This is a genomic window from Thioclava sp., assembly GCF_048263065.1.
Lineage (GTDB): Bacteria > Pseudomonadota > Alphaproteobacteria > Rhodobacterales > Rhodobacteraceae > Thioclava.
The window spans coordinates 359,541-375,255 of the sequence record NZ_JBLXEM010000002.1 but is presented as its reverse complement, the minus strand read 5'-3'; the positions used below and the strand labels follow the sequence as shown (position 1 = coordinate 375,255).

The 15,715-nt window shown below is 56.1% G+C and carries 12 protein-coding genes and 1 pseudogene; 6 read left to right on the top strand and 7 right to left on the bottom strand.

Annotated features, from left to right (window positions below):
- Positions 1–530: 530 nt before the first annotated feature.
- Positions 531–2,993 carry a DUF4062 domain-containing protein gene (locus tag ACN0SD_RS04935; protein WP_417807107.1) on the bottom strand — a complete coding sequence of 821 codons (2,463 nt, stop codon included), beginning with the start codon at positions 2,991–2,993 and terminating at the stop codon, positions 531–533.
- Between the two features lie 236 nt (positions 2,994–3,229).
- Between ACN0SD_RS04935 and ACN0SD_RS04930 the strand changes: the two genes are divergently transcribed.
- Complete coding sequence (locus tag ACN0SD_RS04930) at positions 3,230–4,411, top strand: MBL fold metallo-hydrolase (protein WP_417807106.1); 1,182 nt, start codon at positions 3,230–3,232, stop codon at positions 4,409–4,411.
- Between the two features lie 32 nt (positions 4,412–4,443).
- On the opposite strand, the gene ACN0SD_RS04925 is transcribed toward ACN0SD_RS04930, so the two are convergent.
- The 4 genes from ACN0SD_RS04925 to ACN0SD_RS04910 all read right to left on the bottom strand — a co-directional run bounded on the left by ACN0SD_RS04925 (position 4,444) and on the right by ACN0SD_RS04910 (position 8,944).
- Positions 4,444–5,298, bottom strand: coding sequence for a hypothetical protein (locus tag ACN0SD_RS04925; RefSeq protein WP_417807105.1), 855 nt, complete (start codon positions 5,296–5,298; stop codon positions 4,444–4,446).
- 600 nt (positions 5,299–5,898) lie between these two features.
- Positions 5,899–7,497 (bottom strand): DNA primase family protein, encoded by a 1,599-nt coding sequence (locus ACN0SD_RS04920; protein ID WP_417807104.1) that lies wholly within the window; start codon positions 7,495–7,497, stop codon positions 5,899–5,901.
- Positions 7,494–8,744 (bottom strand): hypothetical protein, encoded by a 1,251-nt coding sequence (locus tag ACN0SD_RS04915; RefSeq protein WP_417807103.1) that lies wholly within the window; start codon positions 8,742–8,744, stop codon positions 7,494–7,496. The genes ACN0SD_RS04920 and ACN0SD_RS04915 overlap by 4 nt, the downstream gene beginning before the upstream one ends.
- Entirely contained in the window at positions 8,741–8,944 is a 204-nt protein-coding gene (locus ACN0SD_RS04910; RefSeq protein WP_417807102.1) for a helix-turn-helix transcriptional regulator, read from the bottom strand. Before ACN0SD_RS04910 ends, ACN0SD_RS04915 begins: the two co-directional genes overlap by 4 nt.
- A 97-nt stretch (positions 8,945–9,041) precedes the next feature.
- Here ACN0SD_RS04910 and ACN0SD_RS04905 point away from each other — a divergent pair.
- From ACN0SD_RS04905 to tnpC, 4 genes and pseudogenes are all read left to right on the top strand, one after another.
- Positions 9,042–9,213 (top strand): annotated as a pseudogene (locus tag ACN0SD_RS04905) (IS3 family transposase); the annotation flags it as partial.
- 276 nt (positions 9,214–9,489) lie between these two features.
- Positions 9,490–9,870: an IS66-like element accessory protein TnpA gene (gene tnpA / locus ACN0SD_RS04900; RefSeq protein WP_417807101.1), complete on the top strand. Its 381-nt coding sequence runs from the start codon at positions 9,490–9,492 to the stop codon at positions 9,868–9,870.
- Complete coding sequence (tnpB, locus tag ACN0SD_RS04895) at positions 9,867–10,214, top strand: IS66 family insertion sequence element accessory protein TnpB (RefSeq protein WP_417807100.1); 348 nt, start codon at positions 9,867–9,869, stop codon at positions 10,212–10,214. Before tnpA ends, tnpB begins: the two co-directional genes overlap by 4 nt.
- A 62-nt stretch (positions 10,215–10,276) precedes the next feature.
- Positions 10,277–11,914 carry an IS66 family transposase gene (gene tnpC / locus ACN0SD_RS04890; protein ID WP_417807099.1) on the top strand — a complete coding sequence of 546 codons (1,638 nt, stop codon included), beginning with the start codon at positions 10,277–10,279 and terminating at the stop codon, positions 11,912–11,914.
- A gap of 145 nt (positions 11,915–12,059) precedes the next feature.
- Here the strand turns inward: tnpC and ACN0SD_RS04885 are convergent, their stop codons facing one another.
- Together ACN0SD_RS04885 and ACN0SD_RS04880 are read right to left on the bottom strand one after the other, a co-directional pair.
- The gene (locus tag ACN0SD_RS04885; RefSeq protein ID WP_417807098.1) at positions 12,060–13,079 is read right to left on the bottom strand and encodes an alpha/beta fold hydrolase; all 1,020 of its coding nucleotides are present in this window, start codon (positions 13,077–13,079) and stop codon (positions 12,060–12,062) included.
- 70 nt (positions 13,080–13,149) lie between these two features.
- Positions 13,150–14,481 carry a purine-cytosine permease family protein gene (locus tag ACN0SD_RS04880; RefSeq protein WP_417807097.1) on the bottom strand — a complete coding sequence of 444 codons (1,332 nt, stop codon included), beginning with the start codon at positions 14,479–14,481 and terminating at the stop codon, positions 13,150–13,152.
- Here ACN0SD_RS04880 and ACN0SD_RS04875 point away from each other — a divergent pair.
- Complete coding sequence (locus ACN0SD_RS04875; protein WP_417807096.1) at positions 14,469–14,777, top strand: hypothetical protein; 309 nt, start codon at positions 14,469–14,471, stop codon at positions 14,775–14,777. The genes ACN0SD_RS04880 and ACN0SD_RS04875 overlap by 13 nt on opposite strands.
- Positions 14,778–15,715: the final 938 nt, after the last annotated feature.

The window sequence follows — 15,715 nt, the reverse complement described above, 5'->3', positions numbered from 1 at the left end:
CTCAACATCCGGAATGACCAAACGTTATGACGTGCAATAGCGGCAGAATTTCGCGAGGGTCTTGGCCCAAAAACCAATAAGATCAAATTCGTCCATTCTAGCGGCAAGGAAAATCTCCTAGCTGATTGGTCGCACTCGTCTCGGCAATGAGGCAACGAATTCTCCGCAGTGCAGCATCTTTCCGCGCTGCGAGCTCACGTAGCACGAATTTGTCAGATCCGGTGTGGGCTCACAGCGGCCTTGCGGCGGTGCGGCACGCGGATCTTGGCCGCAGGCCCTTGCGTGGGCAACCGGATGGCCGGTGCCAGCCCTTTCGCGACGTTCCTGCAAGGTGCACCGGACGCTCAAGGTTTAGACATGAGGGCGGTAAGCAGTCGTTCGCCGCAGTAGCGAGCACAATCGGTCGGACCACGGTAAGCCGACATTCCGCGGGTCCGAATTGCCGAAAGACGAAGGCGCATCAAGGTAACTCGAGCCGATAGTTGAATTTGTTCGCTGCGGACCATAAACGCGTAAGATGCATATCGCAGTCAATGCCGATCTAACTCTTGAATTGCAATGGTCCTGCCCGTATCGCGAGGCATGCTTGCACCTAAGTCCAGCCAATGAATACTGTTGTAGTAGCGATAGCCATCATGGTCAGAGTATATTTTGAGAAGTGATGTGAGACGTGTTTTTGAAAGGAATTGCGCGCATTTCAACGCAATAATGACACGACACTCATCGTCATCATGGCCAAGCACCTGCAACAAAATTTCATCACTCATTGAAGCAACATCTTTCTTCTTTAACTGCTTCAATAGTTCGCGGCGCAACATTAACTCCATATCCTCTGCCAGCAGATCCGCGATGCGATCTTTTCCAATCGATAGCATTGCTGCTGCTTTTGGTGGGAGCGCTTTAGGGAAGCCAATCGCAAGAAGATTGAGGGTTGTCGGTCGATATTCAGTCATCGCTTTAATGCGAGGTAGATCAGACCAGTCGCCAAATTTGCCCAAAAATTCAATTGCGGATTCGGACAAGTCGACCTCGTAGGTGTCCAGCACATGCCGGACTAGCTCTAAATCATGTTTCTGCTTGATGCCGCACAAAGCTTCGATCGCAGCCGTCGTAAGGCGTTTTCGAAGGAACGGAATATGCTTTTTTGTTTTGTTGAACGCATCATTTTCGCTGCCAAGAACCCCTTGGAGGTCATTCAAGCGCGTATCAAAGTAACGCTCAAACCCATCCTTCAACTGCTCGCGAAGCTCCTGTTTTATCTTGGTTGGGTATTCGCGAAACAATACGAAAGCGGCATCTTCATCGAGTATTCCACCTTCGTCATAATCCTTCTTGAGTTCTTGGAAGTTCTTGCCTGATAGTACTGCCAGTTTGTACCGGTCCAGGTGCTCGTTGTTAATTTCCGTTTGCGCAAAGAGTGACCCCAATCCCTCATTCTTTTTGGTTATTGCAAGAGCCTTCTTCGCCAAACTGTCTTCTAAAGGATGCCCCGCGCTATGGAGTGCAAGTGCTGCATAATACCGGACGGTGTAGTCTGGGTCGCTTAAGAGCGTACCCGCTAGCTCCATATGTAGAGCGCCTCGATCACACAGTATGGCAGCTGATCGCTGACGTATGATACCCGCAGCTGATTGTGCACACTCAATCAAGATTTCCGTGGCCAACGAGGCGGAATTCTCAAATAACTCGTCTGCCGTCTTTTCCTCGACCTCGTCTACGGCCAATTCGAGTGCGCGCGATAGTGCATGTGTCGCGCCGGACCGAGCTTCAAGTTTGAGAATGAGATCACCTAGCTTTGCTTGATGCTGCGATGTGCTATTGTGATACAGTTCTTCGAGTAAGGGGATGTCGCCTTGCTTGCCATGACGCTCTAAGTACGTGAGCGCTTCTGTAAACACGCCCCGCTTGGCATCCTCGTCGAGCCATCGTCGGATGGTTCTTTCTCGACTGACGACCGCTCCAATTTCAGAAGGCTCTATTCCCAATAGTGAAATCAATCTGACTGCATGCGCTTGCTTCGTTTCATCGGCGATCGACGCCGTGATGGCCAGATTTTCTAGATTTTTTTCGCCTTCTAAGTGGTGTGCAATCCAATGCCACAACGGAATGTTTTGACTGCCAAAACCGGCAATTCCGCTATCAATCAACCCTCCGATTTCCTCACTTCCTAGCTCAACGTTTTCGCGATACCTAAACAGAAGGTTTGCGTCATGGGCACCTAAGACGGTTTCGTCGTTGCCGGACCGATAAAGTGTTGAAGCCACAAGCCGCATGCGTGCAGCTTCGACTGCACTGGTTTCTTCCCAGCCAGCCTGCCGACGAGCGATATTTTCAAGGAAGAGCCGAGTAGGTTCCGAAAACAGGTGGTTTTTCCCGCTTTCTGTCTCAGGCCTGGCTTTAACTGGAGCCTGCGGAGCCTCGACTTTGGTTTCGCGAGTTAGCCCAGACTGGCGTTTTTCAAACTCCGCCCACCCGATGGAATTTAGTTTGGCTCGGATCAAGGTTTCAAAGTCATCCTCATCGGAATATTCTTTGTACAGCGCATCTCTCTTCGAAAAACATTCTTCCTTGAACTCTAAGACGCGTTGTAACGAGGTACCAGGATCGCGTAGCCTTTCTGGCGGTATCGCTTTGAAGTACACCGTCATATCGTGCATTTTGCCAGAATTCACATGCTGCTTTGCGCGTTCAAACTCTTCTTCAAATCCTGAGGTGAAACGAGGATTGTCCTTTGCCGTTGACGAGCCCCAATGGTCAAACATGACACCGATGAAATATTCGCATCGGTCCAACTCTTGGTTGATCAGTGCCTGTGGCCGACCCCGCCCTGGCAAGGTTTCTTCCCAACCTACCGGATCGAGCATGCAGCCCCAATGGCGTGAATGATCTCTATTTAGTTCGTCAACAACATCGCGGAACATTGTGCGTTCAATTTCAAGCCCACCCGGGGAACCGATGAAAACTTGGATTAGCTGAATTCTACTGCTCGACACGTGAAATTTACTCTCAGATTAGGATCATCGCGGAGAACGCAATTCTTTTCCAAAGGATAAGGTTTCGAACGCTGCTTGCAATGCTTAGCGTAAGCTATGCAACGGCGTGCTTCTGTTTACCAGTACTCGCCGCGAACAGGATTGCAAACGCAGCCCGAACCCAACGATGAAAGAGGGACGGTCCGCAACGGAGATGTCTGGCAAGACTTTTTATGCATCCCCAGCGAACGGTAGGAATGTGGGCTGCAAACGCGCAAACCCCAGAGCGCGACGAGCGGCAGCTTTGGGCCGTTCGCACCTCACGGCACAGGCTTTTGCAAAGCCCCCTCACCAATGCGATCGCTGATTTGAAACGCGATTGCCAAGGTGATAAAATCGACCTTCTGACCCTGTCACATTTCCACAACGACCATATCAACGGTGTGGTCGACCTGCTGAATGAGATCGGCGCCAAGACGGTCATGTTGCCTTGGGCACCGCTGTGGCACCGCCTGCTGATCGGCTTTGAACAAGGGCTGAGGGCAGACGACCCCGAAATGCTGTTCTTTGTCGATCCGGTGCAATACTTCGCCCAAGAGGCAGGTGATGGATTTGAACAGGTTTTGTTCGTCATGCCATCTGACGGTGGGGGGCCGCCGTTCCCGACCGAACCGACCGCAGCCCCCGAACCGCCTGAAGACTTAGATGACCCAGACAAGCCGTCTGGCCCAGGCGAGCCAGTTTCGTACGGCGAACTGGATTTGGCTTACCATAACGGGGACCGCCGCGTCCGGATGTTCCGACCCGGTCAAGCTATTCACGTCTTTGGCGTTTGGGAGTTCGTCCCATACAACGATCCGGACACGCGCCCATCTGATCCGGCAAGCTTTGAGGCGAAGGTTACACCCCATCGGGAAGCGCTACTAAACGGGAACAACAGCGCACGCGAAGCCGCGCTGAAAAGCTTGCGGGGCCTGTATGAAGCAACGTTTGGCCGTTCAGCTATGAACGATGTCAGCCTGACGCTTTATGGCGGTGCGATCGGTCCCTGGCGCGGGCATCGACAATGCGAATGCCGTCTCCATCACCTTTTTGACTATTGCGATTGCTGGCAAGAACACGAAACGAAGGCTGCAATCATGCTGACAGGAGACGGCAACCTGGCTAGCACCTCGAAGTGGAAGACTTTGCAGACATATCTCAATGCGGGCAGAGCATGCAGGACCAGCGTCTTTCAAGTGCCGCACCATGGCGCACGTGCGAACTGGCACCTCGGCCTTGCATCCGCAACATCACCGTCGATCAGTGTATTCAGTTCTGATCCCACGCATAACTACGGCCATCCCCATGCGGAAGTACTACGCGATTTCTGGCCTCATCGTGCAATTCAGGTCGACCAGCATTTCGGATTTTCACTGCGTATAATCTTGGAACAATAAAGTAAGTCGCGATCAGATCCCTTGGAGGGGTCTCAGATGCGAATGTGCTGGTCATGCAAAACGCTGATAGGTTTTGGGCTGTGGGGGCGTTTGCGTGGTAATGTCGGAAGGTTAAGCGCAAGAAATGCCGCTGATGGCATAAAACGATGAGCCAAGCCGAGTGCAGTTTCTTCGTCTCGTGGCTCAAGCCAGCCAGCGGCCTCCAAGATGCGTAAATCTTGCCAGCTAATCTCTGAAGTCAGTGTTGTCGGAGAAACGAGGGATGGACGGTGGCGCAGCATAGCAGCCGCGGCGCGATGAACCGGCCCGGTGCGAGCTGGACGTATCCGAGCGTAGAAAGCAATCAAATGCGTACGGGCGATCATTGTCAGTTCAAAGGCTGTCTCGGCCAATTCTTCTGCGAGGCTGCCCCCCACCTCAAGCCCAAACCGTTCCATCGACCCGTGATCGCCGTCGAGGGGGGCAAGAACGCTCAGCGCGGCGTATAGGCGGTCCATCAGACGGGGAAGCGCGGTAACACGTCGACGGACGTCAGGCGGGAGGTGCAGTGCCTCTACGTCGTCTGCACAGATCGACATGAGCAGGTGCCGGTAACTACATTTCGCGCGGTCGGCGGTGAATGCTCTCCAGTGTTGGTTTTCTTGGGGGCTTTGAGCGAGCAGTTTTGAGAGCGGCATTGGAGACAATGCTGCCAAAGGTATGGCTGGCAGATAAGCTGGGCAGAGAACCGGCCATGCGCCCCGGGGGAGCGGGTCCTCATTCGGGGCATCGGGCGCGCCCCGCGCCGCGTAAAGGTCAATCAGATTCTGCGCTGCTTCGGGGTGGATCGACACCGCGGCGCGACGGGCTGCGGCGGCACCAGGGCCAAATAAACCGACGCTGATCACTGGCTCATCGGAGGAACGTGGGAGATCCACGGGGAGGGCTGCCTCACACGTGGCAAGGGTTGCCAGCAGGACGGCGAAGGGCGGCGCACCAAACGCCTGCGTTAACCGCTCCGTAGCGCCCAGAGCGGCGTCTGGAAAAGTGCAGTGCGTGGACGCCGCCGTAGGCGGAGGATCAAGATTGCCAAGGATATCGAGTGGATGGCATTGCGGTGCCCCGCCCAGCACCGGAGGGGACGGCGATGAGGCTGCGGCCCAGCGCCAGCGAGGGGAGTAGAGATGTGGCGCTGCCGGAACGCCATCGTAGGGTTCAGGGGCTGCCCGTGACGGAAGTGACGGAAATTTCCGAGGTAGTTGTGGCTCTACATTATGCATACTTGTATTCATCTTATGTTCTTTATTTTCTCTCTTTACAGTCACATGTAGAAAATTAGTCATTCCGTCACCAATTCATATTTTATACATTTAAATCATGAACTTACTTAGTGACTGAAACGTGACGAACTGGTGACTGTGGTGACCAAAAACCAACGTTGGCGACTGCCAAAACTCGTCGGCGCCGCCCCCCCCCACGAGGGCGACATGATCCAGCACCAGATTCCGTCACTTATTCTCCATTTTGATCACCTGCCGGTCACCCTTTCCGTCACCCGTTTCCGCATGACTATCCACCGCACGAAAATGCCGATTGGTAGTTTGTCTGGCTGGCGTTTTGGGCCCAATCGTCGGCAGCTCGGCCAAACGATGCTCAACCTGAACACCGCGCGCCGCGTTTGCACGTTTTTCAGAGAGCCCATAGCGCTCGGCGTTCTCACGGATCGTCTTGGAAAGACTGCGTACAGACCTTGACTTATGGCCGTTGCGGCCTGCCCATTGGCTGAATTCGTGATGCAAATCCCCGTAGCTGAGGAACGCGCCCTCATGCCAATTGTTCATGCTCACTGCACTGCTCTGCACTTCTGTGAGATATTGGAGTACAATGTCTTCTTCTTCGAAGTAAGTCCGCGTCGCGTCGATAATTGATTGTGGGATTCTTAACCCCTGAGCGCCGCCGCCGTCTGCCAGGAACTTGCGTGCACCTTCGATCATCCACGCTAGGATTGCAGCCCCCTCCTCTTCGAATAGTTTGGCTGCAAGGTTCGGATCTTGCTCATCCACTGAGAACTGCCGCAGCATCTGTACCAACAATATTCGTCGGTACATCGCCTCTTGCGCCCCCGGAAACGACGGTAGGGTGTTAGCGGTGAAGATCACTGTGCCGCAGGGCGTGAATGAAAACTCGTCCTTGTGCATCCGGCGTGCAGTCATTTTTTCGCCGCCTGTCAGGTCTTTCAGCAATGTATCGTTCCACGAACGTCCCGTGGGCACTTCGCTCGCCAACACAAGGCGCTTGCCTGCGAGCGATGCGATTTCCGTTGGGTGCCGATCACCATTGCTTTGCATGAAAACTTTTGCCGACGCGGTGGCGGCATACGATCCTGCAAGTCGTCCCGAGACGTCGCGCAGAACCGATTTGCCGTTTGCTCCCGGACCATACAGCACGACGAATTTCTGCGGCGAGACATCGCCGACCAGTGTGCTGCCAAACACCCGCTGGATGAACTCGATTTTCTCAGCATCTTCGTCAAAGACCCCGGATAGGAAATGCTCCCAACGGGGCGATTGCGTCCCAGCAGGTGCCGGTGCAAAGGCAGTCAATTGCGTAACCATATCGCCCGCAGTGGGGCGTCTGATCTCACCAGTCCTCAGATCAACCACACCACCTGGCGTACCCAAGAGTTCCGGGTCCGCGTCGAAGTCTTCGAGCAAAGCCGTATCGAGATGAACTATTGCCGTCTGCCAGACGGCATTGAGACGCGTCTGCGAGCGGAGGTTCTTGTGCAGCGCCTTCGCAGCGTTGCGCTCCCTCTTGTCTATCTCACCTTCGTTAAACTTCACGTCAGCCTCTACCAGCTTGAAATCGGCAACATCACATAGGAATTCAGAGAGGCGACGACGAATGAAAGTTTCTTCCTCTATGCACCACATACCCGTTTGGTGGTCAAAGCATCGGATCAAGCCATCACTGCTGCGGAGTATTTCGGCGCCCTCCCCTGCCCCGCCCCCTTCGGTGGCGATCCACGCCAGTGCTAAGCTGGTATCGTCAGTTTCAACTTCCGCCAGGACGGAGCGCCGCTCAACGTCGTTATCGAGGTCTTTCATGTTCTTACCCCTTCTTTGCCGCGTCGCCCCGGCCTGCGAAGTGTATTAATAATGTTATTGGTGTCTTTGTTTCTCGCCGGGGTGTGCGCCTTGCCGAGAGCGCGCAGCCGATCGCGTTGCGCGGCGATCATTTCCCGTAGGCGGGCTAAGCCCTGTACAACCTCGACATGCCGTTCATCGTCGCACTGCGCCTTCCAAGCATCCAGTGCCGCACCAGTATCCCCATCGTGGCTGAAGTGCGCATAAAGGTCGAATGCATCGCCGTACCTTGCCCCCCCGCTGGCAGCTTTGGCTCCCAGCCCGCGCTTGGCGTCGCTTCCTGAGAGGCTCACCCACCGCTCTATAGCCTCTTCCGCAGGATAGAGGCGCGTCGCATAGCTTCCCGAAGTTTGATAGGGCGAGCGCCAGTGCATGGTAGGCCACCTGCCGGACGGATCCGTTCCCTGGTCATATCGATAGGCCTTCAGAAGATCGGCGATGCTATGGCGGGCATTGAAGCGATCGATAAGTGTCGCCCCGCCTTTTCGCCGTTGTTTCGCCTGCGTCGCTGCGGCTTCAACCTCCTGATGTCTCTGTTTGCACAGGATCTGACGGCGACGAACAATCAGATGGTCGTCGGTCAGATCTAGAGCAAAGTCGGGGTCATCTCCAATTTCTCCAGCAAAGGCGAGGTAGTCCTCCCCCCGAGGGTCGCCATCTGGCGCGTTTGGGATGAAGGAGATCTGACCTGGCCGCGCCACGGCGTCATCTGGCTGTACACGCCCCGCGCTTGCCTCTCGGATGAGGCTGTAGAGTGCTAAGGCGGTGTCGGCATAGTCAGCACCAGAAATGGGCCATTCTAGTGGAATGACGACGCGCCAGCGGGGATTCGAAAAGGTAGCGCTCTTGGTTGAGTATACGAGCGCCACAGCGCCGCCTGTCGCAGCCAAGACGGCTTGCGCCACATCCGTGAATGTCGCCTTGCCGCCATCGATATCGACCATAAGCGCTGCGAATGAGCCAAAGTTCACCTGATCCGCAGCTTTACGGGATGGGTATACGGAGGGCAGAAGCCACTGGGCGCTCGTTTTTGGGAGGCAAGGCCAGTCGAAGCGGCTCTCGTCGTCTGCCAGCCGCGTCGCAGCTGAGACCAACTCCTCATAGCTCATTGAGCCATTCGGGCCACCATGCACCCCACTTCCGGTCACCATAGATGCTGTGAATGGGTTGTAGCCGCCGGTCGAAGTGTTTTGTGCGATCCCGTTCATTGATGCACTCCCGGTGTCGAGGTGATGGACAAGGTGTCCATCCACGATTGAAGGTCGCTCAGCCGCCAGCGGACGCTATTTGCGCTCGTTTTAAGGGGGCGGGGAAATGTTCCCTCCGACATCAGTCGGTAAATCGTTGTCCGCGAGAAACCGGTCAACTCTTCTACATCGCGGCGCTTCATCAGTTGCTCAGACATCATGATCTTTCTCCGTGTTTTGGTGAGTCCGAGTGCTACTGCGTGATGCGGTTTGTGAATGCGGCCAAACTTCGAGATTAAATCGATGCGGAGAAGTCAGGCGACATCGCCTGAGGTGAAGGAGTTGCGACCCGAGGCGCTGGCTCTGAAGGAATGCGTGGCCGACCTCACTTAGGAAAACCGCCTGCTTAAAAAAAGTATGACAGGGTTGGGGAGAGCGAGGAATGAGGTATCCCGCATCTGAGAAGCTAGAGGTCATTCGCACGGTTGAAGGTTAGCGATGCGCCCACCCCACCTTCCTTGTGCGCTTCTGATCTGAGATTCAGCCTTATTGGATAGATTATTAGGGAGTTTCTCCATGGAGCGCTCAACGGAGTTTCTCAGTAACATTGATATGATTTTAACGGCATATCCACACCGGGTACGAAGCAGTGCGTGCTCGATCTTGCGTAACCGCGCCATTGGCACCGCCTGCCTGACGCTGGGGCGATGATCTAAGACACGTGTTTAACTACGTCGTTAACGACGTGTCTTATGCGGGGTCTGCGATGCGTGGCGAAATTCTTGGAGTGGAGCGGCGACGGTTTTGGCGAGATGAGGACAAGCTCGAGATCGTCACATCGGTGGGGATTGGCGGAGCAACGGTGACACAGGTGGCGCAGCGTCATGAGGTGACCAGGCAGCAGATTTACAAATGGCGGCATGAGCTCAAGAAGAAAGGCCTGTGGTCGCCTGCGGCCGGGGCGGTCTTCTTTCCGTTGGACATTCCAGTGGCGGCCAGAGTTCCTGTGATGCAGCCTTCAACGGCCGAAACGCCGCCATCGAGCGTGGTTGAGTTACGCTTGCGGGATGGCCGCAGTTTGCACTTTGACAGCGCCATGGACCCAGCCGCACTGACGTCCCTAATCCGAGCGGTCGAAGCCGCATGATCGGGCCTGGGACTGGTGTTCGGGTGTATCTGGCCTGCGGTGTAACAGATATGCGAAAGGGGATCGCGGGGCTGGCGGCACTTTCCCAAGACGTGCTGCGTCAAAAACCCGCCAGTGGGGCCGTGTTTGCATTCCGGGGGCGCCGTGGTGACCGGATCAAGCTGCTGTATTGGGATGGTCAGGGATTTTGTCTCTATTACAAGGTGCTGGAGCGTGGCCGTTTCCCTTGGCCGAGCGCCAAGGATGGCGCGGTGCGGCTGACCTCTGCGCAGCTCGCGATGCTCTGGGAGGGGATCGATTGGCGACGCCCGGATTGGGGCGCTCCTCCCGCGCGTGTCGGGTAGTTTTACGCCCTCATTCGCGTTATTTATATGGTGTTTTCCCCTGATTTTTGGTAGTCAGGCCCATGTCGAAACCTGCTGAAAATCTGCCTGACGATCCCGCCGAATTGAGGGCGATGATCGCAGCTTTGCAGGCGGAAAACGCCCGGATCGAGGCAGAGAATGCCAAGATGTCGGCGACGTTGCGGGTCCATGACCAACTGGTTCAGGCTCTTCGCTTGCGGATCGCCAAGCTCCAGAAAATGGCCTTCGGCAAGTCCTCCGAAAGGATCGAGCGCGAGATCGAACAACTGGAATTGGCACTGGAAGACCTGCTGGTTGCGGTGGCCGAGGAGGATGACGCGCCCATCGACGAAGGGCACGACGAGCCCGCCATTGATGAACCTTCTGCGCCCGCTTTACGCCGCCGCCCGCGCGTCTCGGATGCGACCCCGCGCGAGCGCCGCGAGCTTGATCCCGGTGCCTGCTGCCCCGCTTGTGGCGGCGATCTGCGCGTGGTGGGCGAAGATGTCAGCGAATTGCTGGACATGATCGCCGCCCAGATGAAGGTGATCCAGATCGCCCGGATCAAGAAATCCTGCCGCCGCTGCGAGCGGATGGTGCAGGAACCGGCTCCCAGCCGTCCGATCCCGGGCAGTATGGCGGGGCCGAACCTATTGGCGCATGTGCTGGTCTCGAAGTTCGACGACCACCTTCCCCTCTATCGCCAGCACGAGATCTTCGCCCGCATGGGGGCTGACATTCCCGAAAGCACTCTGGTCGGCTGGTGCGGACGAGCGATGAAGACCCTGTCGCCGCTGATTGAGCGGATCGAGGCCGACATTATGAGCAGCGACCTGTTGCACGCTGACGATACGCCGATCCGGGTGCTGGATCGCAGCCTGCGCGACAAAGGGCTTGGCAAAGGCGTCAGGCAAGGCCGGATCTGGGCCTATGTGCGTGACCAACGGCCTTGGGCGGGGGCATCGCCATCGGGTGCTGTCTATCGCTTTGCGCCCGACTGGAAGGAAGAGCACGTTCTTGGCCATCTGGCCGATGCGCGCGGCATCCTGCAAGCGGATGGCTACAAAGGTTATGCCAAGCTCTACGCGCCTGAACCCGATGGCACACCGCGTTTGCGCGAGGCAGCCTGTTGGGCGCACCTGCGCCGTGACTTCCATGACTTCTGGACTTCGACCAAATCCGAGATCGCCCGCGAGGCGCTCGACCGGATCGGCAAGTTCTACGATGTCGAGCGCGACATCAACGGCCAGCCCGCTGACGTCCGCCATGCGGCACGGCAAAAGTTGAGCCGCCCGCATGTCGAAGACTTCTTTGCATGGTCCCAACAGCAGCTCCTGCGCATTCCGGGCAAAAGCGATCTGGCCAAGGCCTTCCGCTATGGTCTCAATCGGCAGGCAGCCTTCAGCTTGTTCCTGGCCGATGGCCGTGTGGCGATCGATAACAATCCAGCAGAGCGTGCCCTACGCCCAATCGGAATTGGACGAAAAAACTGGCTCTTCGCGGGCGCGGATACCGGCGCAGAAACCCTTGCGCGCGCCATGACCATCATTGAGACAGCCAAACTCAACGACCTTGATCCGCAGGCCTATCTCGCTGACATCCTCGACCGTATCCACGATCACAAGATCAACCGGCTGGATGAATTGTTGCCCTGGAATTGGGCGCCGCTGGCATCAGCAATGGGCAGTCAAGCCGCGTAAGCTGCGGTATCAACGGGGCGCTTACGATCTTGCGATCCTGTTGCCACTTCGGAATCGCTTTGCTGGTCAGTTTCTCAGGCGATCTGTCGTGAAAGCAAGAGCGGCGCCTGAAAGGCGCCGCTCCGGGTCGTCAGGATGGCGCAGATCAACTCGCCAGAAGCTCTTTAAGCTTTTCGTCAATGAAAGTCACATCTTCAGGGTTTGTACCCGGGCCACCCGCGAAATGTCCCCAGATCGAGGGAACCGGGACATATTCGGCGTTGGGCATGTTCGCCACTTCATTCTGGCTGTCCTCGACCGGGAAATACAGATCGGTCTGGCCGGGCATCACATAGGCTTTTGCCCTGATTGCCCCGAGTGCAGCCTTGTAGTCGCCGTTATAGAGATCGTTGTCGCTGATATCACCGTGCTGCCAGGTCCAGGCCATGGTCAGCAGGTTGTTCGCGTCCTTGGGTAAGAAGAAACCTTCCCAGAAGCCGATGAGGAAATCTTCCAGCGAGGCATAGCCGAGTGCCTTGAGATCGAGTTCTTCGCGGTAGAAGGTCTGGGACAGGCCCCAACCAGCATAGACACGGCCCACGGCGCGCAGGCCTTTTTCAGGCTTGCTCGTATAGCGCCCGCTTTCCCAGGCGGCATCGGCGCGCAGGGCGGCCTTGACGCCTTCCAGGAAGACGTAGTTGTGGCGCGAACATTTAGCCGATCCGCAGAACGGCGCGATCAGATCCACCATGTCAGGGAAAAGAGCGCCCCAATGGAAGGTTTGAAGAGCTCCCATGGACCAGCCGGTCACCAAGCGGATCTTGTCGATTCCGAGTTTCTCGGTGATCAACTGGTGTTGCGCCATCACGTTGTCATAGGGCGTGACATCGGGGAACCGGTCGGCATTGTAGGGTTCGGGCGTATTCGACGGAGAGGACGAAAGGCCGTTTCCGAACATGTTGGGGATGACAATGAAGTACTTTTCGGGGTCGAGGGCCATGCCCTTACCGATCAGCCATTCGTTGTCATAGTGCTGGCCTGAGTACCATGTCGGGTAGACAATGACATTGTCCTTGGCTGCATTGAGCTTACCGTATGTCTTGTAGGCCAGTTTGCAGTCCGGGACGGCGAGCCCAGATTGGAACTTGAAGGTGCCGAGATCGAAAATTTCGTAGTCTTGGGTCATGGTAGGATCCTTTGGTTGAACTGTGTGCTGCGGCGGGGGCCGCAGCACACCCGGAACAGTTTCGTTGAGGCTACGCGCGTGCCTTATCCTTGGCGAGGGAGCTAAACACATAGTAAGCGGCTCCGCCCACTAGGCCAGCAGAGATCGCTGTGGACAGATGCGGCAAATACCACTCGACGATGAAGGCCACAGCCGAGCCGCAAGCCCACGCCAGGAAGGCGGTGCCGCGCCAGTCAGCCTCGATCTCGGAGCCCTTCCGGATCAGGTACTGGTCGACCAGGATGATCGCCCCGATCGGCGGCACCAGAATACCCAGCAGCGACAACCACTGAATGAAAAAGGCCCAGACGTTGGTCGCGGCGATGACGATCCCGATCGCGCCCAAGATGATTGCGAACAGCCGCATATGACTGCGCAGGATACGAGACCAGCCGGTGGCCGCATTATATAGACAGTGGGCGCAGACCGAGCCGAGGTTCACATAGAGGAACAGGAAGGCCAAGGCGCTGAGCCAGGTCATCTGTTGGGCATTCATGTAGCCGAACATGTTGTCGGTGCCAAAGGGGTTGGCATCGGGCACGGCCAGTGCGGCGGTCATCACGCCACCGACCAGCATGGCGACGAGATTGGCAAAGGGGAAGGCGCTGAATGTTGCGACCCACGAGCTTTTGCTGTCCGCAGCCCAGCGATTGAAGTCGGCGGAAACGGTGCCGGCGTCGATGAATAGTGCAATGACAACAGTCAGGCCGACCCCCATGGTCATGGTGGCGCTTCCGTTGTTTCCTGGATAGGCCATAATCGCGTCCCACCCTGAGGTGGCGGCGGCATCCCCGGCGACCCATAAACCGAGAACGATGAAAAGCGGCACCGAGATTGTGCCGATGATATGCAGCCCTCTCACTCCGACGAAGGTGATGCCGATATAGATTGCGCCGGCGATCACCGTCATGACAACGTAGTTTAGGCCGTAGGTCGAGCTGACCAGCGCGCCGGTAATCCCGGTCTGTACCGCATACCAGCCCAGCAAGAGGGTCGATAGCAGTCCAGAAGCAAAGACATAGCCCTTGCGCCCGAAGACTATGCTGGCGAGTAGGGCGAAGTTCAGACCCTTGCGGGCGCCCAACTGGCCCAGCAGGCCGACATAGAACAGCATGATCAGGTTGCCGATTATCATCGCTTTGAGCGCGGAGGCAAAGCCCATGCCAAGCACGAGAATCGAACCTGTCATTGCCCCGGTGATAATCATCGGGAAGCCCATCCAGACCATGGTGATAGAGAACATGCTTCGCCGGGCCTTGGCCGGCACTGGTTCATGTTCGTATTCTTCGCCTAGGGCGTGGTCGACGTTCTCTTCTATTTTCTCGAGCTCATCGGGCTCAAGGTGCTTGATTGATTCAGACATTGCATTACCTCGCTGTTGTTGTAGGCGCGGATTTTTCCCGCGAATTTGTTTTTTCAAGGCATGCGATGACCCTTTACCCGCCGGTGATACCGATGGGCGCCCAAACGGACGAACGTTTTGATCGGGGCATTATGATCCACCTTGCCGGCAAGGGAATTCCGCAGGGGCGGAATGTGCCGAGAGGGGCGTTTCGGGGTCGAACGTCTGTGCCTTGTGATGTTTCCTTCCCGCCGGATGGAGTGTTGGGGGCAACAAAAATGAAAAAAGCCCCGACTCGCCGAATCGCTGTCGACTGAGTTCGAGGCTTAGCTGCCGATATAAAGCACAGGTACGTCTTTGGACTTGCGCTTAAAAAAGTGCTGGCATGATTCGTTTACAAATGCAAATTTTTGATTCTGTTCGGGCGGGCCGAGTGGAGAATTATGCGTATTTTGCCAATTTTTTGGACAATACTTCGCGAAAACGCGGTCGAATCGCCATTGAATTGAAGGGCCTCGTCATTTTCGGGTCCGGGCGGGGGGCGGGACCTGAGACGGTGCGGAATGACCCCGTTCCTAGGAGCGAACTGCTTGCTTAGCGGGTTGAACGGTAGATGTCTTTCAAGACCTTCTCGCCTTGGCTCTGCTTGGTTCCGCGTTTCTGTCTCATCTTCACTCCTTGGTGGTTACGATGAGCCAGAAACTCTCTCATATCAATTTATCCTATTTGGCCACATAGGCGCTGACGTTAGACAGCCAACTACCCCGGTGACATGGCAGAGGCGGCACTCGCGCATCGGATCAGCAACCCGGTGGAGGCGTCTTATTGACGCGGTGACATGAACGAAAAACGCCGCAAGATGATGAATGATTGGGCTCGCTACCTGATGCTATGCATCGCATGCCGGTAATCCAAACTGGCTTGCTAGCTCGCTGACTGTCTCCTCGCCTTTCAGCGCCTCCAACGCGACCTTGGCCTTAAACTCTGTGCGATGTTGCTTCCGTTTCGACATATCTGAACTCCTTCGTGTCGAAGATCAGCAGACAACAAATCGCAGCTTACGTCAGTGTCCGAATTTCGGGGGGGAGATCAAACAAGGCTAGTTCGGTAAAGTGGCAGCGTGGAAAGGATTGCAACTAAAAACGTGCATTGAAAATAATTTTCTTGCACAGAATCGGTTTCTGCTGAAGGTTTAGTGCGAGTTCAACTGCGAACTCATAAGATACACGAGCAAAGTAGCTCCCAGTCTCAGCGT